General features: G+C 41.4%; 26 protein-coding genes. 13 read left to right on the top strand and 13 right to left on the bottom strand.

Features of this window, described 5'->3' with window-relative positions:
- Positions 1-56: 56 nt before the first annotated feature.
- Complete coding sequence (locus AC20OE_RS00940) at positions 57-887, bottom strand: ABC transporter ATP-binding protein (protein WP_008347057.1); 831 nt, start codon at positions 885-887, stop codon at positions 57-59.
- Between the two features lie 146 nt (positions 888-1033).
- A complete protein-coding gene (locus AC20OE_RS00945) occupies positions 1034-1480 on the bottom strand; it encodes a YusW family protein (RefSeq protein ID WP_180272447.1) in 447 nt (148 codons plus the stop codon).
- A gap of 113 nt (positions 1481-1593) precedes the next feature.
- On the opposite strand from AC20OE_RS00945, the gene AC20OE_RS00950 reads away from it, so the two are divergent.
- Positions 1594-2436: an SDR family oxidoreductase gene (locus AC20OE_RS00950; RefSeq protein WP_487268055.1), complete on the top strand. Its 843-nt coding sequence runs from the start codon at positions 1594-1596 to the stop codon at positions 2434-2436.
- Between the two features lie 47 nt (positions 2437-2483).
- Here AC20OE_RS00950 and AC20OE_RS00955 read toward each other — a convergent pair whose 3' ends face one another.
- On the bottom strand, positions 2484-3890 hold the full coding sequence (locus AC20OE_RS00955) for a S1C family serine protease (protein ID WP_099663712.1): 1407 nt from the start codon (positions 3888-3890) through the stop codon (positions 2484-2486).
- A gap of 327 nt (positions 3891-4217) precedes the next feature.
- Between AC20OE_RS00955 and AC20OE_RS00960 the strand changes: the two genes are divergently transcribed.
- A complete protein-coding gene (locus AC20OE_RS00960; RefSeq protein ID WP_099663711.1) occupies positions 4218-4895 on the top strand; it encodes a response regulator transcription factor in 678 nt (225 codons plus the stop codon).
- Positions 4892-6223 carry a HAMP domain-containing sensor histidine kinase gene (locus tag AC20OE_RS00965; RefSeq protein WP_099663710.1) on the top strand — a complete coding sequence of 444 codons (1332 nt, stop codon included), beginning with the start codon at positions 4892-4894 and terminating at the stop codon, positions 6221-6223. The genes AC20OE_RS00960 and AC20OE_RS00965 overlap by 4 nt, the downstream gene beginning before the upstream one ends.
- Positions 6224-6243: 20 nt before the next feature.
- On the opposite strand, the gene spxO is transcribed toward AC20OE_RS00965, so the two are convergent.
- A complete protein-coding gene (gene spxO, locus AC20OE_RS00970; protein WP_003212782.1) occupies positions 6244-6408 on the bottom strand; it encodes an anti-adapter protein SpxO in 165 nt (54 codons plus the stop codon).
- 192 nt (positions 6409-6600) lie between these two features.
- Here spxO and AC20OE_RS00975 point away from each other — a divergent pair, with 192 nt between their 5' ends.
- A complete protein-coding gene (locus AC20OE_RS00975; RefSeq protein ID WP_099663709.1) occupies positions 6601-7479 on the top strand; it encodes a TetR/AcrR family transcriptional regulator in 879 nt (292 codons plus the stop codon).
- Between the two features lie 48 nt (positions 7480-7527).
- Here AC20OE_RS00975 and fumC read toward each other — a convergent pair whose 3' ends face one another.
- Positions 7528-8922: a class II fumarate hydratase gene (fumC, locus tag AC20OE_RS00980; RefSeq protein ID WP_024423418.1), complete on the bottom strand. Its 1395-nt coding sequence runs from the start codon at positions 8920-8922 to the stop codon at positions 7528-7530.
- Positions 8923-9011: 89 nt separating this feature from the next.
- A complete protein-coding gene (locus tag AC20OE_RS00985; RefSeq protein WP_003213147.1) occupies positions 9012-9179 on the bottom strand; it encodes a YvzF family protein in 168 nt (55 codons plus the stop codon).
- A 112-nt stretch (positions 9180-9291) separates the two neighbouring features.
- Here AC20OE_RS00985 and AC20OE_RS00990 point away from each other — a divergent pair, with 112 nt between their 5' ends.
- From AC20OE_RS00990 to AC20OE_RS01005, 4 genes are read left to right on the top strand one after another with little or no spacing between them, the layout of a single operon-like run.
- The gene (locus AC20OE_RS00990; protein ID WP_039181313.1) at positions 9292-10716 is read left to right on the top strand and encodes a spore germination protein; all 1425 of its coding nucleotides are present in this window, start codon (positions 9292-9294) and stop codon (positions 10714-10716) included.
- Positions 10703-11797 carry a GerAB/ArcD/ProY family transporter gene (locus tag AC20OE_RS00995; protein WP_039181316.1) on the top strand — a complete coding sequence of 365 codons (1095 nt, stop codon included), beginning with the start codon at positions 10703-10705 and terminating at the stop codon, positions 11795-11797. Before AC20OE_RS00990 ends, AC20OE_RS00995 begins: the two co-directional genes overlap by 14 nt.
- A complete protein-coding gene (locus tag AC20OE_RS01000) occupies positions 11794-12915 on the top strand; it encodes a Ger(x)C family spore germination protein (protein WP_099663708.1) in 1122 nt (373 codons plus the stop codon). The genes AC20OE_RS00995 and AC20OE_RS01000 overlap by 4 nt, the downstream gene beginning before the upstream one ends.
- A gap of 37 nt (positions 12916-12952) precedes the next feature.
- Entirely contained in the window at positions 12953-13321 is a 369-nt protein-coding gene (locus AC20OE_RS01005; protein WP_039181321.1) for a hypothetical protein, read from the top strand.
- 42 nt (positions 13322-13363) lie between these two features.
- On the opposite strand, the gene liaR is transcribed toward AC20OE_RS01005, so the two are convergent.
- From liaR to AC20OE_RS01035, 6 genes are all read right to left on the bottom strand, one after another.
- Positions 13364-13999: a two-component system response regulator LiaR gene (gene liaR, locus AC20OE_RS01010; protein ID WP_024426015.1), complete on the bottom strand. Its 636-nt coding sequence runs from the start codon at positions 13997-13999 to the stop codon at positions 13364-13366.
- The gene (gene liaS, locus AC20OE_RS01015; RefSeq protein ID WP_039181324.1) at positions 13996-15060 is read right to left on the bottom strand and encodes a two-component system sensor histidine kinase LiaS; all 1065 of its coding nucleotides are present in this window, start codon (positions 15058-15060) and stop codon (positions 13996-13998) included. Before liaS ends, liaR begins: the two co-directional genes overlap by 4 nt.
- Positions 15057-15821, bottom strand: coding sequence for a cell wall-active antibiotics response protein LiaF (gene liaF / locus AC20OE_RS01020; protein WP_039183309.1), 765 nt, complete (start codon positions 15819-15821; stop codon positions 15057-15059). The genes liaS and liaF overlap by 4 nt, the downstream gene beginning before the upstream one ends.
- 31 nt (positions 15822-15852) lie before the next feature.
- Positions 15853-16722, bottom strand: coding sequence for a LiaG family protein (gene liaG, locus AC20OE_RS01025; RefSeq protein ID WP_228280162.1), 870 nt, complete (start codon positions 16720-16722; stop codon positions 15853-15855).
- 104 nt (positions 16723-16826) lie between these two features.
- Positions 16827-17495 (bottom strand): stress responsive protein LiaH, encoded by a 669-nt coding sequence (liaH, locus tag AC20OE_RS01030; protein WP_058838141.1) that lies wholly within the window; start codon positions 17493-17495, stop codon positions 16827-16829.
- A gap of 15 nt (positions 17496-17510) precedes the next feature.
- Positions 17511-17903: a hypothetical protein gene (locus AC20OE_RS01035; protein WP_039181331.1), complete on the bottom strand. Its 393-nt coding sequence runs from the start codon at positions 17901-17903 to the stop codon at positions 17511-17513.
- A 225-nt stretch (positions 17904-18128) separates the two neighbouring features.
- Between AC20OE_RS01035 and AC20OE_RS01040 the strand changes: the two genes are divergently transcribed.
- From AC20OE_RS01040 to AC20OE_RS01055, 4 genes are all read left to right on the top strand, one after another.
- On the top strand, positions 18129-18923 hold the full coding sequence (locus AC20OE_RS01040; RefSeq protein WP_039183310.1) for an AraC family transcriptional regulator: 795 nt from the start codon (positions 18129-18131) through the stop codon (positions 18921-18923).
- A 275-nt stretch (positions 18924-19198) separates the two neighbouring features.
- Positions 19199-20503 (top strand): NtaA/DmoA family FMN-dependent monooxygenase, encoded by a 1305-nt coding sequence (locus tag AC20OE_RS01045; RefSeq protein WP_059375013.1) that lies wholly within the window; start codon positions 19199-19201, stop codon positions 20501-20503.
- 41 nt (positions 20504-20544) lie between these two features.
- Entirely contained in the window at positions 20545-21531 is a 987-nt protein-coding gene (locus AC20OE_RS01050) for an ABC transporter substrate-binding protein (RefSeq protein WP_487268064.1), read from the top strand.
- Between the two features lie 82 nt (positions 21532-21613).
- Positions 21614-22663 (top strand): NAD(P)/FAD-dependent oxidoreductase, encoded by a 1050-nt coding sequence (locus AC20OE_RS01055; RefSeq protein WP_252056681.1) that lies wholly within the window; start codon positions 21614-21616, stop codon positions 22661-22663.
- A gap of 90 nt (positions 22664-22753) precedes the next feature.
- On the opposite strand, the gene AC20OE_RS01060 is transcribed toward AC20OE_RS01055, so the two are convergent.
- Positions 22754-23323 carry a cob(I)yrinic acid a,c-diamide adenosyltransferase gene (locus AC20OE_RS01060; RefSeq protein WP_487268066.1) on the bottom strand — a complete coding sequence of 190 codons (570 nt, stop codon included), beginning with the start codon at positions 23321-23323 and terminating at the stop codon, positions 22754-22756.
- 228 nt (positions 23324-23551) lie between these two features.
- Between AC20OE_RS01060 and AC20OE_RS01065 the strand changes: the two genes are divergently transcribed.
- Entirely contained in the window at positions 23552-23866 is a 315-nt protein-coding gene (locus tag AC20OE_RS01065) for a putative quinol monooxygenase (RefSeq protein WP_039181343.1), read from the top strand.
- The last annotated feature ends 105 nt before the right edge of the window (positions 23867-23971 follow it).

A 23971-nucleotide genomic window follows, 5' to 3' on the forward strand; every position in this document is an offset into this window, starting at 1 on the left:
TTTTCAGAAAAAAGCCTGACTCTGTGAGACACAGATGTCAGGCTTTTGACATACGATTATCTTGCAGCAAGAAATGTTTCAGCTTGCGCTTGCTGCACAATACAGCGTCCTCTACCGTGCGGAATACATAATGGTGTTCCAAATAGAGGATCTGTTGTCACTTGGCAATTCATATCAAAGACATTTTTCACGAGATCACAATTAATCACTGTTTCTGGTCTGCCTTCTGCATAAATTGACTTGTCTTTAATCGCGACAAGATGATGAGCATATCTGCATGCGAGATTGAGATCATGAAGAACCATCACAATCGTGCGCTGCTCTTTCTCATTTAAATCAAACAGAAGGTCCAAAATTTCGATTTGATGCGTCATGTCTAAATATGTCGTCGGCTCATCTAACAAAATAATATCGGTCTCTTGGGCCAGCGTCATCGCAATCCATGCACGCTGCCTTTGTCCACCTGATAATGAATCAACGGTCCGATCAGCAAGATCTTCCATCTTTGTTGACTTCAATGCGCGATTCACTGCTTCTTCATCTTGCTTCGACCACTGCTTCAGCCAATTTTGATAAGGATATCTGCCTTGCTTCACTAACTGATGCACAGTTAATCCTTCTGGCGCTTCTGGTCCTTGTGGAAGAATAGCGAGCTGTTTCGCTACTTCTTTTGTTGGTAATTTTGCAATGGAATGACCTTCAAGCAGGACAGAACCACCCATTGGCTTCATGAGACGGGCCAAAGAGCGAAGTAGCGTGGATTTACCGCATCCATTACTGCCAATAAATACTGTGATTTCACCCTTAGGGATTGATACATTTAGTTCATCGATGATCATTGTTTCTCCGTAGCCTAAGCTTAAACCTTCAGTAGAAATGGCACTCATTCCGCTCAAACGCTCCTTTTCTCATCCAAATTTTTATATGAAATATCGTCTATGTACAGACGTAAAAGATCACTTATCTCAATTTAGTGTATCAGATTTAAGTGATCTTGAAAATCATTTTCAATTAAAAAATGAGAAAGTCTCGTTTATTTCTTCCTTTGGAATGTACGTTTGGTCCCATCCTCGAGCTTCAGATCGATCTGAATCCGCTGATAATCATCATCTAAATTAAAAGCAGCTAATAGTTCATTTACATACGCTTCATTGATCTTTGCACTAGGAATCGACATATCATTCAGCTTCATCTTCATCTCGCGCAAGGCTTCTTCCCCTTCATAGCGGACCCCATTCATATGATCACGAATGATTGCCTCCTCTTTGCCTCTTGCCTGACGGTAGGTCGCTTCGTATAATTCGTTTTTCTGTCCATATTGTACATGCAGATGCAGATGCTGAAATGGCAGTTCCTTCATTTGAACAGCTGACAGACTTTCTGCCTCTGCTTCATGTGTTTGTTGTAATGGTTCAATTGATTGACAGCCGGACAGCATAAAGAGCAGCACTCCTATTTGTCCCGCCTTCTTCCAACACATCATGTGTTTCCTCCTATTTCATAGCATCGCTTTTTATTCTTCTCTAGGCTCCTTTTTGTTATTCAATAAAACATCTCACTATGATAAATTTAAACAAAAAGGAGAACCGGATGATGAAAAAAACAGCCATTGTAACTGGTGCCAATAGCGGCTTTGGCAAGCTCATCACGATACGTCTCGCCAAGCAGGGCTATACAGTGATTGCCGGCGTCAGACAGAAAACCAATGCAAAAAAGCTCGCTGAAGAAATCGAGCAAGCCTCTTTATCCGGCATGATACATATTGAAGCGTTAGATGTGACGGATACGCAGTCGATCCAAGCATTTCAGAAGAAACTTCATGCCTATGCACCTATTACCCTGCTTGTGAACAATGCGGGAACAGCCTTTGCTGGTTTTGCGGAAGAGATTCCTGTTGACACGTACCGCCAGCAATTTGAAGTGAATGTCTTCGGTGTGATGGAAATGACCCAAGCAGTCCTGCCGTTTATGACGAGCGGCGCAAAGATTTTCAATATGAGCAGTATCAGCGGATTAATGGGAATGCCTGCACTTTCTCCATATGTATCGTCTAAGTTTGCGTTGGAAGGCTATACAGAAAGCTTACGGATTGAACTAGCTTCGTTCGGTATCCAGGCGGCCTTAATTGAGCCGGGCTCTTTCCAAACAAATATTTGGAATACCTCCATGAACGAGCAAATGATTCGGCCAGCAGAGGGATCGAAATACATAAAACTCTATCAAAAGATGATGGCCCATATTGATGCCCAGAAATCCAACTATGGAGATCCTCGTGAAGTGGCAGCGCTTGTTGTTCGGTTAGCAGAGAAAAAGCGGCTGAAACGGCTGAGATATCTTGTTGGAAAAGGCGTACGACTTTCATTCACAGCAAAACAGCTTCTGCCGTGGAACATGTGGGAACACCTCATACTGCGTACACTCTCTTCAAAAAAATAAGCACAAAAAAACAGGTGGATATGTTGACCTCCACCTGTTTTTTTCATTTATTCGCTCTCTGACTGTCCAAGGGTAATATCTAAATTTTTGTTCTTTCCTTCACGGATGACAGTCATTGTGGTTTTATCGCCGACTTTTGTTTCTTTGTAAAGAATTTCTTTCAGCTGAGAGCTGTTCACTACGTCTTTCCCTTTGAACTTGATGATGACATCTCCAGATTTCAAGCCTGCTTTTTGCGCAGGTGAACCTTTTGAAACATCCTTTACGTAAATGCCTTTGCCGATTTGTTTATCAAATAAGCCGAGCGTATTTTCCTGATACGTCTCAGGCACTTGCTCAAGGTCAATCATTTGTACGCCAAGGTATGGACGTTCAACTTTTCCATTTTTCAACAGCTCATCTACAATCGGTTTGACATCGTTACTTGGGATCGCAAATCCGAGTGATTCCACACCGCTTTCGCTGATTTTCAAGCTGTTAATACCAATGACTTGACCATCTGTATTGATCAGTGGCCCCCCGCTGTTTCCTGGGTTAATGGCTGCATCTGTTTGCAGTACATTCATCTCCACTGTACCAGATGACGTATTTGCTTCTACGGTACGATCAAGACCACTAATGATTCCTTCTGTCACAGTACCTGAAAATTGTGCACCGAGCGGATTCCCAATGGCAATAACTTTATCTCCAGCACGAAGCTTAGAAGAATCACCAAAGCTTGCCACTTTATCAATGCCGTCTGCATTGATTTCAACAACGGCTAAATCTGTCATGACATCACTGCCGACAAGCTTTGCATCTTTTGTTTTACCATCGTATAGTGTGACCTTTAATTTATTGGCCCCTTCGACAACGTGGTTATTTGTAATAATGTACGCTTTTTTACCATCTTTTTTGAAAATGACACCAGAGCCTGTTCCAGCTTCAGCTTCTGTTTGATCACCGCTCAGGCCAAATGAATTTTGTGTAGATTGATAGTTTGAGACCCCTACAATGGTGGGCTCTAAATCTTCTACCATATCAGCAACATTTGTCGCATTGGTGATTTGTTTTGTCGAGAAATTATCTGAGGCTGCCGGCTCACTTGATGCGGTCTGCGTTTGCGTGTTGGCAGCTGTATCCTGTGACTGCGGCAAAAGCGGTGTAATGCCAAGTACAAGACCCCCGCCAATAATTCCTCCAAGAATCGGGCTGAGCCATGCCGCCTTCCGCTTTTTCTCCTTTTTTGACGCACGGTCATCCACCATTTGAGGAGAATGATTCGTCACACTCTCCTGCGCGGCAGATGCTTCGATTTCATGCTGGTGTAAAACGAGTTCCTTCTCTTTTTCTGGTGCGTCTATTTGTTTCTCATTCTCTTGATGGGTATCTTCTTGATGGTTCATTTCATTGTCTTGATTCGTGTTTTCTGGATGATTCATCTTATTCTCTTCATCTTCTCTTCGGAAATCCATCGCTTGCACTCCTTTACATCATGTTTCATTTCATATGTCTAGATAGGACTCATGTCCTCTTAATGGAAAGATCATTGAAAAATACTTTATGGCAATATGTCAAATTATATAATACTTATTCATAGAAAAAAAGCAAGGTGCGCACATTGATGAAAAGCACCTATTCATCCGCCTTTTTTCTATGCCCTTTTTTCCCTTGACCTTATCATAATCAAACATTATGGGATAATGATGAGAAGAATATGTGAAATTGTGAAAAAAGCGTGTGATTGTTGACATGCCGCCTTTGTATCCCGTTATAATGACGTTGAGAGGATGTGGAAGACTTTGTCGTACACCATTTATTTAGTTGAAGATGAACAAAACTTAAATGAACTGTTAACCAAATATTTAGAGAGTGAGGATTGGAATGTCTCCTCTTTTTTAACCGGAGCAGCGGCACGCGAGGCAATGAACAAGCCGCCGCATCTATGGATTTTAGATATCATGCTGCCTGATACAGACGGCTACACCCTCATTAAAGAAATCAAAGCCGCATCACCTGACGTACCGGTCATTTTCATTTCAGCACGTGATGCCGATATCGACCGTGTCCTCGGCTTAGAACTGGGAAGCAGTGATTATATTGCAAAGCCGTTTCTTCCGCGTGAGCTGATCATTCGGGTACAAAAGCTGCTGGAGCTTGTGTATAAAAACAGTGATACCCCGCAGCAGCAAAGCGTCACAACCATTTCTTCTTATGTCATTCATGAGGATGTAAGAGAGGTGTATGAAGAGGGGCAGCTCATTAACTTAACTTCTAAGGAATTTGACTTGCTGCTTTTATTTACACATCACCAGGGACATGCTTTTTCTCGTGAAGATATCCTCGTCAAAATATGGGGACATGATTACTTCGGGACAGACCGTGTAGTCGATGACCTTGTTAGACGGCTGCGCAAAAAAATGCCCGACTTAAAGGTCGAGACCATCTATGGATTTGGTTATAGGATGCTGAAAGGATGAAGAACAAACCGCTCGCTTTTCAAATTTGGGTTGTGATCTCTGGCATTTTGCTCACCATTTCCATTGTCCTGATCATTCTATTTTCTAATACATTACGTGACTTCTTCACAAATGAAATTTATAAAAATATTGAAAATGAACAGCAAGTGCTGACAGAATATCCATTAAACCGAGACGGCTCGCCAAAGTCGACACCGGAAAACCGCTCCGTGCAGCACATTTTGATTCCGTCAAATGAATTAGATCAAATGGCGCAGTTTTTTCCGCATGCCTTTATTGAGAAAATCCAATCGTTTGTGAAAAAACAAAAAAGCGCAACGAAACGGTATTCTGAAGAGGTGAACGGCCAGCATATCTTTTTTGTCATCAAAAAGGTATCATCAGGCAATACACCATATATTCTTCTGTCCTATGCACCAGATTCTTATCGAGACGACCTGTCCTTTACGCTGTTTAAACAGCTGATCTTTATCTTAGGCACCGTTATTTTACTAAGCTGGATTCCATCGATATGGCTTGCCCGCTATTTATCCCGACCAATCGTTGCGTTTGAAAAACACGTCAAACGGATTGCACAAGAGGACTGGGACGATCCTGTCATCGTTGACCGGCAAGATGAAATTGGCAAGCTTGGTCATACCATTGAGGAAATGAGACAAAAACTCATTCAAAAGGATGAAACAGAACGGACACTTTTGCAGAATATTTCACATGACTTAAAAACACCTGTCATGGTCATCCGCGGCTACACGCAGTCCATTAAAGATGGTATTTTTCCTAAGGGAGATCTTGAACAAACGGTGGAAGTCATTGAAGGTGAAGCGGAAAAGCTTGAGAAGAAAATCAAGGATCTGCTGTACTTAACAAAGCTTGATTATTTATCAAAACAACATCCCGCACATTCTTCCTTCCTAATCAGTAATACGATGCTGGAAGTGGTCGACCGAATACGCTGGTCGAAAAATGAATTGCAGTGGAACGTGGACTTAGATGATGAGGCTGCTCTTGAAGGCGATCCAGAACAATGGAGCAAATTATTTGAGAATGTACTAGAAAATCAACTTCGATACGCAAAAAGCAAGATTGATATTCAGATGAAACAGGAAGAGGAGCAAATCCGCATTGTTATTCGAAATGACGGTCCTCCAATTGAAGAACATATGCTGTCCAACCTATACGAACCTTTTAGTAAGGGAAAAAAGGGCGAATTCGGTATTGGATTAAGCATTGTCAAAAGAATCCTTTCAATGCATCAAGCGTCCATATCTATTGAAAATGATGATCTAGGTGTACGTTATACAATCATAGTTCCAAAGAAGAGACTGTAGGTTTTTGACCGCAGTCTTTTTTAGATGAATGAATACCCATTGAAATCACGGTATGTGGCTTTGATCTTTTTGCCAGCTTGATACATCCATTTCTTTTCAATGGTTGTCTCTTTTGGCATTTTGACTTTTTCTACTTGAATCCCTTTTGTTCGCAAGCGTCTAATCATATCATCGATTTCTCTCATGGAACATCATCCTTTCACATATTTTGACCAGTTGGTCACCTTACTTTATAATATAAAGAATTACACTGTAAAAAACAAGTTACAATCTGATTAATTTTTGAAAACTTTCGTCGTTTATGACCGATAAGTCATATCTCTTTGCGCACGTTTCCTAAGACATTTGTCTCTCGGTAAGAAAGGATGACATTCATATTGAAAAAGAAAGAAAAAATGATCATTGAGGCTGGCATGAAATTATTTGCCAGCAAAGGCTACAACACAACGTCTGTTCAGGAAATTGCGGATGAATGCCACATGTCAAAGGGTGCTTTTTATCTTTATTTTAAATCAAAGGAAGCACTGCTCATTTCAATCCTTCATTACTATTACGATAAGGTATTTACCCGGATTCATGAGGTTCAAACAGAGGGCGGCACACCAAAAGAAGCCTACCGAAAACAGCTCACTGTCTATTATGATAATATTTTGCAGCAAAAGGATTTTATTAAAATGCAGCTGAGCGACAGGGCGCTTCCACTGAATGAAGAAACGCAGCAGCTCGCAAAACAAATTAGGCTTGCGACCGTCCAGCTTCACATTGATAACATTAAACAAGTATATGGAGATGCTGCTATTCCTTATATGGCTGATTTATGTTTGACGATTGAGGGCATGAGCCACGTTTATTTCGAGCTGGCGATTTTATATGATTTTCAGCTGGAAGCAGAAGAACTTGCCACAACCATGATTCATCGTATCGATGATTTGATGGGCGGTATGATGAAGCGAAATGACCTTCCTCTCATTTCTGTAGATCAAGCGAGCGATTGGTTTGGTCCGATTTATGAACGGTCATTCGATCCGCTCACAGAATCTCTTTTAAAGGAGTTAAGAGAGATTGCTGAATCACACTATGAAGTGAAGAACGAACCTGAATTATTTGAAGCGCTTGGCATACTAGAAAATGAATTAAACAAACAAAAACCAAGACAAGTCATCGTGAAAGGCATGCTGTACCAATTAAAATTATACGCACCGCTGCAAAGCAACTCTGATTCACTTTTGCGTATTTTGAAAGAGGATCATTTGTAAACGCATCACTTTTAATGAAAAAAACCAGGGGCAGCCGCCCCTGGTTTCTTATTTCGCTTTTGGTGTCACCATTTCTTCTGGTTTCACAAATTGCTCGAACTGCTCCTCTGTTAGCAGCTCTAATTGAAGTGCTGCTTCTTTTAATGTTAATCCTTCTTTGTGAGCAAGCTTCGCAATTTTCGCTGCATTTTCATATCCGATGTGCGGGTTAAGTGCCGTCACAAGCATCAATGAATTGTTCAAGTTTTTCTCAATTGTTTCTAGGTTTGGTTCGATTCCAACTGCACACTTGTCATGGAATGAGTTCATGCCGTCAGCAAGTAGTTCAACTGATTGCAGGAAGTTATAAATGATGACTGGCTTAAATACGTTCAGCTCAAAGTTTCCTTGGCTTGCCGCAAAACCGATTGTGGCATCATTCCCCATGATTTGTGCTGCAATCATAGTTAAAGCTTCACTTTGAGTTGGGTTGACTTTTCCTGGCATAATAGAGCTTCCCGGCTCATTTTCAGGAATAATCAATTCGCCAATTCCACAGCGTGGGCCACTTGCAAGCCATCTGACATCATTGGCAATTTTCATTAAATCAGCTGCAAGTGCTTTTAAGGCACCGTGTGCATACGTAATTTCATCATGGCTTGTCAGCGCATGGAATTTGTTTGGTGAAGAATTGAATGTTTGACCTGTCAGCTGGCTGATTTCCTCAGCAACATATTGACCGAACTCAGGATGTGCGTTAATGCCTGTACCAACAGCAGTTCCGCCAATGGCTAATTCTCTCATTTTTTCAGTTGATTCTAGAATCATTTCTTTTGAACGGTCCAGCATGTATACCCAGCCACTAATTTCTTGACCAACTGTCAGCGGTGTTGCATCCTGCAAGTGCGTACGGCCGATTTTCACAATCTCTTGATACGCTTTTGCTTTCTCATCAAGAGTTGTTCTTAACTGGTCAATAGCAGGCAGCAACTTTTTGTACACAGCTAAAACAGCTGCCACGTGCATAGCCGTTGGGAATGTATCGTTTGAGCTTTGGCTGCGGTTAACGTCATCATTCGGGTGAATGCTGAACTCACTATTTTTATCTTTCAAATAAGCAGTTGCTCTATTTGCAACGACTTCGTTCATGTTCATGTTACTTTGTGTTCCACTACCTGTCTGCCAAACAACAAGCGGGAAATGCTCGTCATACTTTCCGCTGATGATGTCATCACATACAGCAGCAATTGCTTCTGCTTTTTCGCTTTCAAGGTTGCCAAGACGCTCGTTGGCAATCGCTGTGCTACGTTTCAAAATTGCAAACGCATTCACAACTTCCTTTGGCATTTTCTCAGAACCGATTTTGAAATTTTCTTTGCTTCGTTGTGTTTGTGCACCCCAGAACTTGTCCTTCGGCACTTTGATTTCGCCCATTGTATCTTTTTCGATTCTAAATTCCGTCATTATGTATCCCTCCATAGCTTCTCATCACTCAACTCTATTCTATACAAAAAACGAAAATCCTTTAAGCGTTTTCAATTAAAATTTTATCTTTATTTTAATTTTAGTTCAATATAAACGCGAACATCCTTCGAATATTTGTATTTTGGGTTCGTTTTTCCGTAGTCCTTTGATGTATAAGTCACCTCATAATGCTTGTCAAACGACTGTAGAATACGGTCGATCTCCTCTTTTGTTCCTGCTAAACGAATCTGTGCCATCTTGTTTCCTCCAAAACCCTCATTCTTTCTTTTACCACAAAATAATGTAACACAGAATATTGTTTTTTCAAGCAGGTAATGCTAAGAAAAAGATTTGAGGCGGGTGATCCGAATGAATCAAACTCCATTAAAAGAGCACTTATACGATAACCTCTCCGTCATTCTTCCACAATTAAAAGAAATGGACGACTTGGTTCATGAGAAAAAAACGTTGCCTCACGGACAGGTTGTTTACTATTTATACATAAAAGAAATGAACGAAACGATGGAGATTCAAACCTTTTTAAAGCTGCTTCTCCAAGATCATACGTCTCTCACAAAAGAGAAGCTGGAATCCAATTTATCGATGATGACCACCCGTTCGGTGAAGACTTCTGAGGAATTGGTCGCTGCGATTTTTGATGGGCATTGCGTGGTACTGATTAACGGTTTTCAGCATGCGTACATTTTAGAAACGCATGGAACGAAGAAACGCAGTATAGGGGATGCTACCTCTGAAACAGTTGTGAGAGGACCGAAAATTGGCTTTATTGAAGATTTAGATACGAACTTAGCTCTTGTAAGACAGCGCTTGAAAAACCCCGATCTCAAAACGGTTGATATGAAGATTGGACAAAAGAAGTACACCCAAGTGACCATCATGTACATAGATGGCATGGCTCAATCGTCTGTTTTAAAAGAAGTGAAAAAACGACTCAAGCAAGTCACCATTGATGATATACAAGACTCTGGGGTTCTTGAGGAACTGATTGAAGACAATGTGTACTCTCCTTTTCCGCAAATCCAAAACACAGAACGACCGGATAAAGTGGCGTCTGCTTTAAATAATGGACGTGTCGCCATTTTTGTTGATCATTCTCCTTTTGTGTTAATTGTACCTGCTTCTCTCGCGACGATTATGCAATCACCTGATGATTATTATGAAAGGTGGATCGCCGCCTCTCTCATTCGGATGCTGCGGTTTACCTCTATCTTTCTGACATTATTTTTATCAGCTATTTATATTGCGCTTGTGTCCTTCCATCAAGGACTGTTACCAACAACACTGGCTATTTCGATCTCAAGTACAAGAGAAAATGTCCCATTTCCTCCTATTGTGGAGGCACTCATTATGGAAATAACGATTGAGCTGCTGCGGGAAGCGGGTTTAAGGCTGCCAAATCCGCTCGGTCAAACGATTGGACTTGTAGGTGGAGTTGTCATCGGACAGGCGGCCGTTCAGGCTCATATTGTGAGCTCAATCATGGTGATTATCGTCAGTGTGATTGCCCTTGCGTCCTTTACTGTTCCTCAATACGGGATGGGCATGTCGTTCCGCGTGCTCCGCTTTGTGTCTATGTTTACGGCAGCTACTTTGGGTTTATATGGGATTGTGCTGTTCATGCTCGTTCTCCTTACTCATTTAACACGGCAAAAAAGTTTTGGTACGCCTTATTTTTCACCAGATTTTGTGTTCAGCTATAAAAATGAAGACAATTCCATCATTCGATTGCCTTTGAAAAATCAAAAGAAAGGAGAACGATATGGTCAATCATAAAGAGTCGATCACCAGCTATCAGGCAAGTGCCATTATTGCCAATACAACATTAGGTGCCAGTATGATGATTCTGCCAAGAGCAATGGCTCAAGCTGCAGCTACACCTGACGGCTGGATTGCGCTCTTGCTCATGAGTGCCATTTACATTGTATTTATTTTTGCGAATGTCCTTATGATGAAAAAAGTCCCCTTCTCCTCTTACTATGATTATACAAATGAGGGTCTTGGAAAGTACATTGGCGCTCTTGCTAACATATTGATTATTATTTATTTTCTTGGCGTTGCCAGCTATGAAGTACGAGCGATGTCGGAAATGGTGAAGTTTTTTTTGCTTCAAAACACACCTGTAGCAGTGACAATGATCAGCTTTATTTTGGTTGGCCTTTATCTCGTAGTCGGTGGGATTGGTGATTTTGCCAGACTGTGCCCCTTTTTCCTCATTGTCACCTTGATTATCTTATTTGTTGCATACGGACTCAGTGTTCAAGAATTTAAGTTAGATAACCTCCGGCCTGTTTTAGGAGAGGGATTCTCCCCTGTCTTCAAATCCCTTAACGCATCAGCCATTTCGTTTGTTGGCATTGAAATGATACTGTTTATGCCTGTCTATATGAAAACGCAAAAACACACCTTTGCTTATGGCGCAGTCGGCTTTTTGATTCCTGCGATCATCTATATTTTCACCTATATTCTTGTCGTTGGTGCGTTCACGGTGAAAGAAACAGCGACTTTGACTTGGCCGACGATTGCCTTATTTCAATCGTTTGATATACAAGGAATCTTTATTGAGCGAATCGAATCCTTTTTGCTCATCGTTTGGCTTGTTCAACTTTATACGAGCTTTGTAGGATATACGTTTTTTGCTGCAATGGGGTTATCAAAACTCACAAAATTCCCTAAAAAGATCGTGCTCGCGCTGATGGGAATTGTCATCTACTTTGCCGCCATTTTCCCAAAGGATGTTGATACAGTGCGCAATTATTTAACGTATGTAAACCATTTATTTTTCCTTTTATTCGGTATCCTCCCGTTTCTCTTATTTATCATCGTGTTTTTGAAAAGGAGGCGGAAAACAGCATGAAAAAGAAGAAGGTCTTTGCATTACTCGCCCTTGTTCTATTAAGTGGATGCTGGGATAGTACCAATATTGAGGAGCTCAACATGGCGATTGGTTATGGCTTAGATAAAGGAGATAACGGTCATAAGCTGAAAATATCTATGCAAGTCCTTGTTCCTCAAAAAATTGAACAGGAATCCAGCGTAAAAGACCCAACAAAGATTATTGAAACTAGCGGTGATTCCGTGCATCAAATATTCCGAACAACGACTCTCAAAAGCCATCGGATTTTCGCCCAGCAGCTGAGGGTGTATTTATTTTCTGAGGAGCTTATCAATGAAAATAATTTCGACCTCGTCATCAATCAATTTATTCGCGACAATGAAACGCGGAGAGGAAGCCTTGTCTTTATGACCGCTGAAAAGCCTGGAGACTTGCTGAAAATCAATGATGATGGGCAGCCTGCTTCTTCTACATTATATGATATTTCGGGGAATACAAAATCGACCATCCGTATGTTAAAGCCTGTTTCATTAGGAGATATTTCTACTGCTATGCAAAACAACGTATCTTTTGCTGTTCCAAAAGTCAGTGTGGATCAAGGGAAATTAATACTCGACGGTGCCTCTATTATTAAAAACAAACGATTTCTCACCGACATCTCTCCGTTAGCCGTGCAGTCATACAACCTATTGACAGGGGAAGGAAAAGGTGGAGTCATTGAATTTAAATATGACCACAGCATCTATTCTTATGAAATATTTAAACTGAAACACAACATTGAAACGAAGAAAAAAGCCAGCGGAAGATATCAATTTGATGTATCAGTAGAACTTGATGGAAGATTATCTGAGGATTGGAATGAGCGTGAGAATGCATTTAATGAAAAGTATCTTCAAGAGATTGAGGGTGCAGTGGAGCGTCAATTAAAGAAAACCGTAAAAGATTTCATTGGGGAATTACAGCATGAGATCAAAGCAGATATTTGCGGGTTTTCTCAAAAAGCGAGTATTGCATATCCGAAGGACTTTCGAAAAGAAGCGAAGCATTGGGATGAGATTTTTAGTGAATCGGACATTCGTTACAAGGCAAATGTGAAAATCCGTGACTTCGGGACTAAGGGCGCAACACAATCTTTATAGAGTATGTTAAAATGGTAAGAAAAAAAGGGTGTCAATCATGAAACGAGCTTTACTTTCGGCCGGCATTCTATTTTTGATTCTAGGGATACTTCTGTTAATCGTTGTATTCATGCAATCAAAAGAAGATTTCTTCATTGAAGCCGACAGCTTTTCAAGCACATTTTTGATCGTGGTTTATTATGGACAAACCCCTGCGCTCCTTCTATTGGGAGGCGGATTATTCGTCGGACTTTCACAGATCATTGATTTGCAGGAAAAAAAAGCGGCAGCAGCAAAGGAGAGCGTAAAGCTTTTATCCGAAATGAAGAAAACCCTGGAAGAAAAATCGGCCAAGGAGCAGGAGGCTTTTCCAGTTCCTGAGCTCCATCAACTATCCGAACGTCCGATCACAGGACAGAAGGACTAATTTTACGCATGTTCTAGCAGCTTTCACTTGAAAGCTGTTTTTTTATTGAATCAGCTTATGGCGGTGGGCATACACAGCCGCTTGCGTTCGATCTTCCACATCAAGTTTGGAAAGAATGTTGGTAATATGGGTCTTCACCGTTTTAATTGTAATAAATAATTCCTCAGCAATGACCTTATTCGATTTCCCATCCGCAATCAGCTTCAAAATCTCCATTTCTCTTGCTGTTAATGAATCGTGAAGGATAGACCCATTTGATGAATGACGGAGTTTATTCATGACCTTTCCTGCCACTTTCGATTCAAGTCTTGGTTCGCCGATACTTGCAGATCTGATGGCATCCGCAATTTCTCCTGCCTTTGATGTTTTTAATAAATAGCTTAAAGCACCCGCCTCAATCACTGGATAGACTTTATCATCGTCAATAAAGCTCGTCAGAACAATGATCTTGGCATCTTCAATTTCCTGACAAATTCTTTTCGTTGCTTCGATGCCATCCATCCCTTCCATGACAAGATCCATTAAAATCACATCTGGCCTTAATTCAACGGCTAGCTCTACACCTTTTTGTCCATCTGACGCTTCACCAATGACTTCAATATCAGCCTGCGCCTCTAAAAAGGCCGCAAGCCCCATTCTAACCATTTCGTGATCGTCGATTAAAAGCACTCGAATCATCGAACGTTCTCTCCTTTTCCTTCATCAAAAATGGGAACCTTCACATCAATTTGTGTGCCTTTTCCCTCAAATGACATAATCTCTGCGACACCGCCTACCTCACTTGTTCTTTCTCGAATCGATTCCAGTCCGTAGGAGGCCGTCTTCACATGGTCTGTTTGAAAGCCAATACCATTATCAATAATCTTTAGCTGCACTTGACGGTTTCTTATGAGCAGACGCACTGTCACTTTTGTCGCCTTTGCATGCCTAAACACATTCGACAGTGCTTCTTGCACAATTCGGAAGAGGTGGTCCTCTACTCCTTTAGATAACGGAACATCATCTTCGATTTCCCAATCAATATCAATCGGCTGCTTTGCTTGAAATTCATTTAGCAGCTCAATTAAGCCTTTTTTCAGGTCTTTTCCTTCTAGAGTGATCGGTCTCAAATGAAGCAGAAGAGCACGCATCTCATTTTGTGCATCGCCAGACATTCGTTCGACAAGCTGCATTTGTTTTAAAATCTTTTCGTCCTTTTCCTTCATGCCTTCAAGAATAGCTGAGGTCATCATCGAAATCGCAAATAACTGCTGGCTGACCGCATCATGGAGCTCTCGTGCCAGCCGCTGACGCTCTTCTGAGACAACCGATTTCTTCATTTGAGCCTGCCATTCAGCCCGTTCATTCGAAAGCTTTTGCAAAGAGGCTACTTGCCCTTCCACCCGCTTCGCCATTTCGTTTAATTGATCGGCGGCTAAGCCAATTTCATCATCGCCAAGCGACGGCAGTCTGTATGCAAAGTTTCCATTTTCGAACTTCAAAATCGACTCTACAAGCTGGTCGAGCCTCTTCTTATGCTGATAGCCAAATACACTCGCGGCAGAAATCCCAATCGCAAGACTAACGATGAGTAAAATACAAAAAAACGGTATGCCAAACCAGCGGGTAGAAAGCAGGATCATTGGATCAAGCTGATAATAAAAAAACATCAGCAGTGTCGTCATCGTTACAACACCGAGCGAGACGCCGACTCCAAGACGAACAGATTGCCACTGGATACCTAAATGCAATTTCCTCATAAGTATCTCACATCCACATCTCCGATCAGTAGAGAGATGGAGATTTTCACTTTTCGTTTGCTCTCATCATAATCGTTGGTCATCACATACACTTTACTGCCGAAGCCGCTTCTTTTTTCATCTATGATTTTCATATCACCAATCGCGGCTGAAGCACTCACACATACTTCAATATCCTGCGGTACGTAAATATCCACATCGCCGATCAGTCCGCTAATCACGATTGTGCTCTCTTCTTCTGCAATGATCGCCTTTGATAAATCGATTTTAACATCGCCAATAAAACCTGAAATCGTCAAATCACTTAGTTGAAAAGGCTTTTTCATCAGCCTGACTTCACCGATAAAAAAATCATGCTCTTTGCGCGGCTTTGTCTGGCTTTTTGTTTTCTTCTGATCGCCCTCTTTTTCAAGATTGACTTTCAGTGAAGGCTTCCCATCGTCTGATGTTTCCTTTTTATCGACATCAAAAACAGGTTTATTTTTCAATAAGCGATAGCCGGCATAAATCAAAAAGGCCGCAAATAAGTAACCTGTTAAACTAAATGTAATATTGAGCAGAAATTTTAAGAAGAGAAAGCCGGCAAAAATATAGGAAACTGAACCGAGCCAACGTTTGGATCGTGAGTGCAGCCAATAACCCGCCAGCGCAAAAAACACAGGCCAAAACAGATCTGCTCCGATCCCAATAATTTTGAGAAATAAATTAATACCAAAAATCACAACAATGATGCCTAATATTTGATTCCTTGTAAAACGCAGTTGACTCGCCTCCTTCCTTTTCTTTCATTCATTACCGCAGCTTGAGGTTACCACTTGTCATTTCAATATCGACTAAATGTGTCCCTTTTCCCTGCGTACCTGTAAAGCCTCGACCTTCATTCTCCACTTGATCAAAGTCATACGAGTGATCGACGCTTCCACTTGTTTTTTTCACCTGAACGTTGAAATCTCCGTCATCTGGCAAATTAAATTTCGCGCTCCCTGATGTCATCTGAAAGGAGACAGGTGACTCAATTGTATCAAAACTTGCCGTCATTCGGCCGCTTGTCATGCCCAATTGCAGTTTGCCTTTGACATCATTAATATCGGCACGCCCTGAAGTTGCCCCAATATCACTATCCTTCGCATCGATATGCGACACTGCCATCCTGCCAGAGGTTGCTTTGATTTCTACATTTTTTGCTGAAAAATTCTCGGCTGTGAGGTTTCCACTCGTTGATTTGAGTATCACATCTTGAAGGGACAGCTTTCCTCCTCCGTCAATCTCACTGACGCCACTTCCACCTGTAATCTTCACATTTTTATGATAATCTGTTGGAATTTTAACCAAAAGCTCTCCTTTTTCAAATTGAGTGAAAAACAAGAAGCTTTTATTTTCAGCCCGAATTTTGAAGGTACCACCTGTTTGCTCCGCATACATTTTCCCTTTTCCATTGACAGCAGTCACGGAAATATCGGAACGATTTTCAGGTTTTACCTTCACGCGAAACCCAGAAAGAGAAATATCTAATTGATCAATCTCCTCTGTCTTTGCTGAAGCTGTTGTCACTGGTTTTTCACGGGAAAAACTTAAATGAAAGAGACCTTCATTTTTGAAAAGCATGCCAATCATTAAAAAGATACCTACAAGTATACAAATTAGACCGATTAATCGCTTCATTCATACCATCCCTTTATCTTCTGACCTTTTCATTATAAGGAAAAGCGAAACAGAAAGAAATCAAATATCGGAAGAAAAAGCCTGCTTTTCTTCCGATGTGATCTCTATACGTTTGCTTGCTGCTGTTCAGGCTTTTTCTCAAGCTTCAGTTTCTGCCATTCTTTTTCAACCTCGTCGGCATAGTCTAAATGAGCATATGCCCCTTGATCCGCAAATTGTGCATAACTGCCTGCTTTTGTTTCCATTTCTTCAATACGGTTCTCCATTCGAAGAAATTCTTTATATGCACTTTCACTGTCTACTTTATTGATGGAATCATTCATATGCTGCTTTGCCTGTGCGGCATTGGCTCTTGCAATCAGTGCCTGTTTCTTGTCTTTTATATCACGCAGCTTCGTTTCTAAGTGCTGTAATTGCTCTTTCAGCTCTTTCAATTGTTTCACAGACTGCTGGTACGCTTCCTGATATTCGTTGTGCTTTTCTTCAAAATACTTCATTTCTGTGAGCGCTTTTCGTGCAAGCTCCTCTTCTCCCGCATGATATGCCATCTCTGCCTGTTTCTTTCGCTTTTCAGCAAATGCTTCCGTCTCTTCTGCTTTTCGCAGGAAGCCTTGCTGAATCGTTTGCTGTTTGATGATGGCATGTTTCGCTTTCGCAACATCATCCTCCATATCACGAACGTATTGATTCAGCATGACACGCGGATTCTCCAATTTATCTAACCCTTCATTGACAGTTGCAACAAACATATCTCTTACTCTTCTTAATACCATTTGATGTTCCTCCTTTTATTTTTTCTTTAAAAAGTCTTCCCATTCTTGATCAAATGACGTGTGAATCGGTTCTTCCGTATTGGGTGCCGTGTTTGGCTCCATATAGGCTCTGCTTGATGATTTTTTGGTAGATTCACCATTAATCATCGACCAGCCAAAATAAAGAAGTACCCCTGCAAATGCGATGCCGAGTAAAAACGGCAGGAATTGCACGACGATCAGTACACCAATGACTGCTAGAATGATCCCTGAGGTTTTACTGCCTTTTTCATATTTTTTAACACCTACATAGATGAGCCATGCCCCAATCAAAACCGGAATCAGTCCACCTAATGAACCACCAAAGAAGATGGATAAACCGACAAACAATAAAATTGAACCGATAATGGTTTTACTTGTTATTTTCATCTTCATGCCTCCTTTCTTGCTCCTTGCTTTAACTATAGTCAAAAAAGAAAGCCGGCAAAACGTGTTACAGATTGATCTTTGATTGCGACTAGAGTCGTAACAATGCTCAGACTGAACGGTTGAATCAAACAAAAAACACTCATCGAAAAGAAGAGTGTTGTTAAACGTATGGTAGAATCACAGAATAAGTTGTATCTAAATCAAGTAAGAGGCAGGTGTCGTATATTGATAAATAGAGATCAACTAGCTGATCTATTTGCTAGTCATCCTTTTCACATAAAAGAAATCTATCGTTTAGTCATCCAGCCCCATAGTACATTAAGGGAGTTTAAGACAGAAAGTGCTTGCTTTCTTTTCAGTATTCGCGGGGAAGCTAGGCTGAATGTTAATGGAAAGAGCTACGATTTGCAGCCAGGGTCCGTCATCCATGTAACACCAGGATGCCAGCTTGCCCTGCAGGTGATCAGTCAATCAGAATACGAGTACCATTCACTTTTCTATCATTTGAATTGTGATAAAGAATCTGACTGTGACACTGTTTTCAAGCTGGAAACGGGAGCAAATCCGAGAATCATTGAATTACTCACCATGCTCCATCAGAATGTCCATACACCTGGCGGAATGGGGAAACTTCGAGTCAAAGAATTATTTTTACGCATCCTATATCAAATACTAATGGGCTGTAAGCAGGAAGAGAGCTCTCCTCATGAAAGGGTCATTGAGGAAGCCATCGCTTATATTAGAGGACAATATATGATTCCATTAACACTTCAGGATCTCGCTGAACTGTTCGATATGAATCCTAAAAGCTTCTCATACTTTTTCCATAAATATACCGGACTTCACCCAATTGACTATGTCATCCAGTATCGTATGGAAAGAGCGCTTGAAATACTAAAGGCAGGCAATATTTCGATTCGTGACGTTGCTATGACTGTCGGCTATCCCAATCCGCTATATTTTAGCAGACTATTTAAAAAGAAATTCGGAGTGCCGCCTAGCGCATATATCGCTAAATAAATCTGTCGTATTTCTTCTCAAAACGATAGACGCCAGCCTCATTCCTTAAAGGAATTCCACAGCTCTCTATGAAATAACCAGCCTAACTGCCTCATAAATTGAAGTCGATCAAGATCATCGCTCTTCTGTCAGTCCAGATTAGATAATAATGCATATGATATTCGCTATTTGTGTATTCGCATTTCACGAGGTCCTTGCTATACTATTAAATGATAATGATTATCAATATCGATTATTGCTGACTAATAATCAGCAACGACAGGGAGGCAGATGATGTGAACAAAAAAAGGCAGATTTGTATCGGATTGTCCTTGTCAGCGACCTGGTTGAAGGGAAAAGGCTGGCAGCATCCGAGCAGCATGGTAGAACACTTATTTTCAACCAACTTTTACGTTGAGCTTGCAAAGAGAGCAGAGATGGCCAAGCTTGACTTTCTTTTTAAGCCGGATGCACTGACACTCCACATAGAGTCATTGGATCACTCCCCTGGCTTTGGCGGTCTTGATCCAACGGTTCTGCTTGCTTCGATTGCTCATGAGACGGATCGAATCGGACTTGTTTCAACTGCCTCGACTACGTTCAACCCTCCCTATGTAGTGGCGAGACAGCTTCAGTCCTTGCACTCGATCAGCAATGGACGTGCCGGCTGGAATATTGTCACTTCGATCGACGGAGCCGATAATTTTAGCCATTCACCCATGCCAACCTCAGAAGAACGATATAAGAAGGCGATGGAATTTACGGATGTTGTACGCAAGCTTTGGGAGAGCTATCCAAATGAGGCGCTGCTCATCAATCGAGCGACAGGACAGTTTGCTGACAAGGAGAGAATTTATTCTATTCAACATGAAGGGCATTTCTTTCAAATTAAGGGGCCGCTTAATGTGCCAGCTCATCCGTCAGGAACCATTCCTTTGTTTCAGGCAGGTGCTTCGGAAACGGGGCGGGATTTTGCCGCTTCAACTGCAGATGCGATGTTTGCAGCAACCCCTGATATGGCCTCAGGCATTGAATTACGGAAAGACATGAGGAGAAGAGCATGCAAGCATGGCCGCCAGCCGGATGAGATCCGTGTGCTGCCTGGCTTGTACTTTTTTATAGGAAAAACACGTGATGAGGCGCATGAAATGTATCGAGAGGCTCATTCCCATTTAAGCACTGCACAAGGTTATGCAGCGATACAATCGATTCTAGGTCTCGATATTCGTCACCTTCCCTTAGATCAACCCGTTCCTGCCGATATGCTGCAAGGATTGGATGAGCAGGTACGCAGTCAGACTCATGCTGATTTGCTGCGCAGGTTGATTGTACAAACGCAGCCTACCGTAAGAGAACTACTCTCCAGACCAGAGGTCATTGGATCGGCACACTGGGTCATCGTGGGAACAGCTGAGGATGCACAGAGAGAAATAACCAGATGGTTTGAAGCAGGCGCTTTAGACGGTTTCATTGCTCTTCCGGGCTCAGTACAATCACTAGAATTATTTTTTGACGAATTGGTCCCCTTACTCGTCCAACATGGCTTATTTAGAAGTGAATATATAGGATCCACCTTACGTGAGCATCTGGGGATGAAATAAAGCACGACTACAATAGACAGTTTGAGAGGAGTTTTGAAAAGATGAATAAGAAATTAATGATCATCGGCTTCATTTCCTTATTGATGCTGATCATGGCGGCATGCGGCGGAGGAGACAAGCCTAAGCAATCAACTACTGCCTCCGGAAGCAAAAATGCCGGAATTGAAAATTCAGGTGATGCTGCTACGAAAACAATAGAGTATCTTGGGAAAAAGTATACCATCCCGAAAAAAGCCGAAAAAATCGTCATTACTGGGGCAATGGAAGCGATGGAAGATGCCGTTGTACTTGATGTTCATCCGGCAGGGGCAATATCAGTAGGAGGAAAGTTTCCGAAAATATTTGCTTCAATCACAAGCGATTCCGAATCAATCGGTGAAAAACAGCAGCCAAATTTTGAGAAAATATTAAGTTTGAAGCCTGATGTTATTTTAGGCTCCTCTAAATTTCAACAAGTCGTACTGAACAAGTTAGAGAAAATTGCGCCGACCATTCCAATCTCCCATATCGCGACAAATTGGGAGGCTAATTTAGAGCTAATGGCCGAATTAACAGGAAAACAAACGAAAGCAGAGAAAATCCTCACTCAATACAAAACAGATGTCGAAGACGCAAAAGCTTCGTTAAAGGAAAAGCTCAAGGATAAAAAAGTAGCCATCATTCGCATTCGGGGAGCACAAGCCTTCGTATATCCAGAAGATGTGTATTTCAATCCTGTCTTGTATAACGAATTGGGTCTCGCCGTTCCTCAGCCGATTAGTTTGGCAAAGACACAAGAAGCAATCTCTGTCGAGCAGCTAGGGGAAATGAATCCGGATTATCTATTTGTACAATTTTCTACGGATGAAAATCAAGAGGCAAGGCAGGCATTTGATGACATGAAAAAGAATCCTGTTATTCGAAACATGACGGCCTTTAAAAAGGATCAGGTTTATATCAATGTGGTACATCCACTCCTTGAAGGAGGACCTGCTTATAGCCGCATCCAGTTTTTAGAAGCCTTGCAGCAGCAATTAGAAAATAAATGAGACTGCATGAATCATCTATGAAATCATGACTATGGTCATTTTTAAAAATAAATGAAGCAAAAGAAGTGGGGAGAATTATACGATGCAGGATATGGAAGTTTATGATGTAACCATTATTGGCGGCGGACCTGCTGGATTGTTTTCCGCCTTTTATAGTGGATTGCGTGAAATGAAAACGAAACTGATTGAATTCCAGCCTTTCCTTGGAGGAAAGGTTCATGTTTATCCAGAAAAGATGATCTGGGATATAGGAGGATTAACGCCAGTTCCAGGCTCGCAGCTGATTGAACAAATTGTTACTCAAGGACTGACCTTTGATCCAAAGGTCGTACTTGGAGAAAAGGTGACCTCTATTTCTCAAGATGAAACAGGTCACTTTGTTCTCCACACCGCGTCCAATCAAAAACATTACTCCAAAACCGTCATTTTAGCTGTTGGAGGAGGTATCCTCAAGCCGATTAAATTGGATATTGAGGGTGCAGAACGATTTGAGGTTCAAAATTTGCATTATACGGTCAAATCCCTTGCACGTTTTAAAGATAAAACCGTGTTGATCTCAGGAGGTGGTAATTCAGCCATTGACTGGGCGAATGAGCTGGAGCCGATTGCCAAGCAAGTGTATTTAACCTACCGGAAAGATGCTTTAAAAGGCCATGAAGCCGAAATATCAAGACTTAATAACAGCTCTGTCCAATGTCTGCTTCATACCTCAATTGAAAAGCTCATCGCAGCAGACGATCATGAGCGGATTGAAACGGTTGTCCTCAAAAATAATCAGGACGATACTTTATATAAGCTAGCCATAGATGAAGTCATTATCAATCATGGATACGAACGAGACAAAGAATTACTTGCGAATAGTACCATTAAACTAGAGCAGAAGGATTACTGGATTGCAGGAACTCCACTGAGTGAGACGTCAGTCCGGGGCATTTATGCAGCAGGCGATATTTTGCATCATGAAGGAAAATTACATTTGATTGCTGGGGCTTTCCAAGATGCTGCGAATGCGGTAAACCAAGCGAAGCAATACGTAATGCCTGATGCAAGCGCTCGTGGAATGGTTTCTTCGCACAATGACATATTTATTCAAAAAAACAAAGAGCTGATGAAGCATTTGTATACGAAATAAAGTGTTCATTGCACAAGCAAGACTTGGAATCCCTTCTGTGCTTACAGAACGAAGACGTTTAGCACTCTTCTCATTCGAAGAGTGCTTTCCTTATTTAGAATGAAACACGTCGGCACTTCGTTCATATTCAACATCAGCTTCACCAAGCCGATAATTCACGATTCGGGCAGCAGCAAATAAATAATCGGATAGACGGTTTACATATGTGAGCGCAACGGTTGGAATCTCCTCCTGTTTCGCAAGCGTCACAATATGCCGCTCTGCTCTTCTAACGACTGTCCGCGCCACATGTAAAAGAGCAGCACCTTCCTGACCGCCCGGTAAAATAAACTTGGTGAGCGGCGCAGCTTCTTCTACATAGACATCCATTCTTTCCTCAAGGACTGCCACAGAGGCTTCTGTTAATTTGCCCTCTTTAGGTGGTTTCACTGCTGCCAAATCACCGCCGCAGTCAAACAGCTCATGCTGTATAACGATCAGCTCTGACAAAAGGTCCTGAAACAATTCGCCATGCTGCCGTAAATTTGCATGCGCAAGTCCAATGAAGCTATTCGCCTCATCTAATGTGCCGTAAGCTTCAACTCTCACGTCATCTTTATCGGCTCTTCCTCCGATCAAGCCTGTTTGTCCCTGATCCCCGGTTTTCGTATAAAGTTTCAACGGTATTCCCCCTTTTCTACTGCTTTGTCCTTTTAGTATAACCCGAACTAAATAGGATGTAGTTGTTTTACTAAAACATGGTGAATGAATGTCATTAATGAAACAGAAAAGTGAACCATTTGTCCATTATGAAGGCCAACCACCCCTTTTATTTCCTTATAAAATAATGATTGAAGATATAGTTTATAGTGTCTAAAATGTGATTAAGACAAAATGAAGGAGGATGGTATGAGTAAATTTAGTTTATTTAACAAGTTTATGGTACAAGAAGGCGAAAAAGAAAAAATGGTTGATATTCTGTTAGAAGCAGCAGAATCAATGAAGAATTTGGATGAATGTGAAATATATCTTGTGAATATTTCCGAGAATGAACCAAATTCTGTTTATGTTTATGAAGTGTGGGCAAACGAAGATGCCCATCAAGCATCTCTAGGTCATGAAGCTACCCAAACATTAATAAGTCGTGCGAAACCAATTATTACTGGTATTGATAGAATCAATACTTTAATAACACAAGGCGGAAAGGGCATTTCATCTAATTAGAATTCAACCGTCTTAGATATAAAATTAGAACTGGTTGTCATTGTGGCAGCTTTTTTTCTTAAGAACAATTGTAATGACTACACATTTTAGATATGTGTAGTCATT

The sequence above is a fragment of the Bacillus sp. SRI_025 genome, from assembly GCF_057592095.1.

Coding starts and splice junctions, on each gene's coding strand:
- AC20OE_RS00940 (WP_008347057.1), bottom strand. CDS start 887: ATGAGTGCCATTTCTACTGAAGGTTTAAGCTTAGGCTACGGAGAAACA.
- AC20OE_RS00945 (WP_180272447.1), bottom strand. CDS start 1,480: ATGTGTTGGAAGAAGGCGGGACAAATAGGAGTGCTGCTCTTTATGCTG.
- AC20OE_RS00950 (WP_487268055.1), top strand. CDS start 1,594: ATGAAAAAAACAGCCATTGTAACTGGTGCCAATAGCGGCTTTGGCAAG.
- AC20OE_RS00955 (WP_099663712.1), bottom strand. CDS start 3,890: ATGGATTTCCGAAGAGAAGATGAAGAGAATAAGATGAATCATCCAGAA.
- AC20OE_RS00965 (WP_099663710.1), top strand. CDS start 4,892: ATGAAGAACAAACCGCTCGCTTTTCAAATTTGGGTTGTGATCTCTGGC.
- spxO (WP_003212782.1), bottom strand. CDS start 6,408: ATGAGAGAAATCGATGATATGATTAGACGCTTGCGAACAAAAGGGATT.
- fumC (WP_024423418.1), bottom strand. CDS start 8,922: ATGACGGAATTTAGAATCGAAAAAGATACAATGGGCGAAATCAAAGTG.
- AC20OE_RS00985 (WP_003213147.1), bottom strand. CDS start 9,179: ATGGCACAGATTCGTTTAGCAGGAACAAAAGAGGAGATCGACCGTATT.
- AC20OE_RS00990 (WP_039181313.1), top strand. CDS start 9,292: ATGAATCAAACTCCATTAAAAGAGCACTTATACGATAACCTCTCCGTC.
- AC20OE_RS00995 (WP_039181316.1), top strand. CDS start 10,703: ATGGTCAATCATAAAGAGTCGATCACCAGCTATCAGGCAAGTGCCATT.
- AC20OE_RS01000 (WP_099663708.1), top strand. CDS start 11,794: ATGAAAAAGAAGAAGGTCTTTGCATTACTCGCCCTTGTTCTATTAAGT.
- AC20OE_RS01005 (WP_039181321.1), top strand. CDS start 12,953: ATGAAACGAGCTTTACTTTCGGCCGGCATTCTATTTTTGATTCTAGGG.
- liaR (WP_024426015.1), bottom strand. CDS start 13,999: ATGATTCGAGTGCTTTTAATCGACGATCACGAAATGGTTAGAATGGGG.
- liaS (WP_039181324.1), bottom strand. CDS start 15,060: ATGAGGAAATTGCATTTAGGTATCCAGTGGCAATCTGTTCGTCTTGGA.
- liaG (WP_228280162.1), bottom strand. CDS start 16,722: ATGAAGCGATTAATCGGTCTAATTTGTATACTTGTAGGTATCTTTTTA.
- liaH (WP_058838141.1), bottom strand. CDS start 17,495: ATGGTATTAAGAAGAGTAAGAGATATGTTTGTTGCAACTGTCAATGAA.
- AC20OE_RS01035 (WP_039181331.1), bottom strand. CDS start 17,903: ATGAAAATAACAAGTAAAACCATTATCGGTTCAATTTTATTGTTTGTC.
- AC20OE_RS01050 (WP_487268064.1), top strand. CDS start 20,545: ATGAATAAGAAATTAATGATCATCGGCTTCATTTCCTTATTGATGCTG.
- AC20OE_RS01055 (WP_252056681.1), top strand. CDS start 21,614: ATGCAGGATATGGAAGTTTATGATGTAACCATTATTGGCGGCGGACCT.
- AC20OE_RS01065 (WP_039181343.1), top strand. CDS start 23,552: ATGAGTAAATTTAGTTTATTTAACAAGTTTATGGTACAAGAAGGCGAA.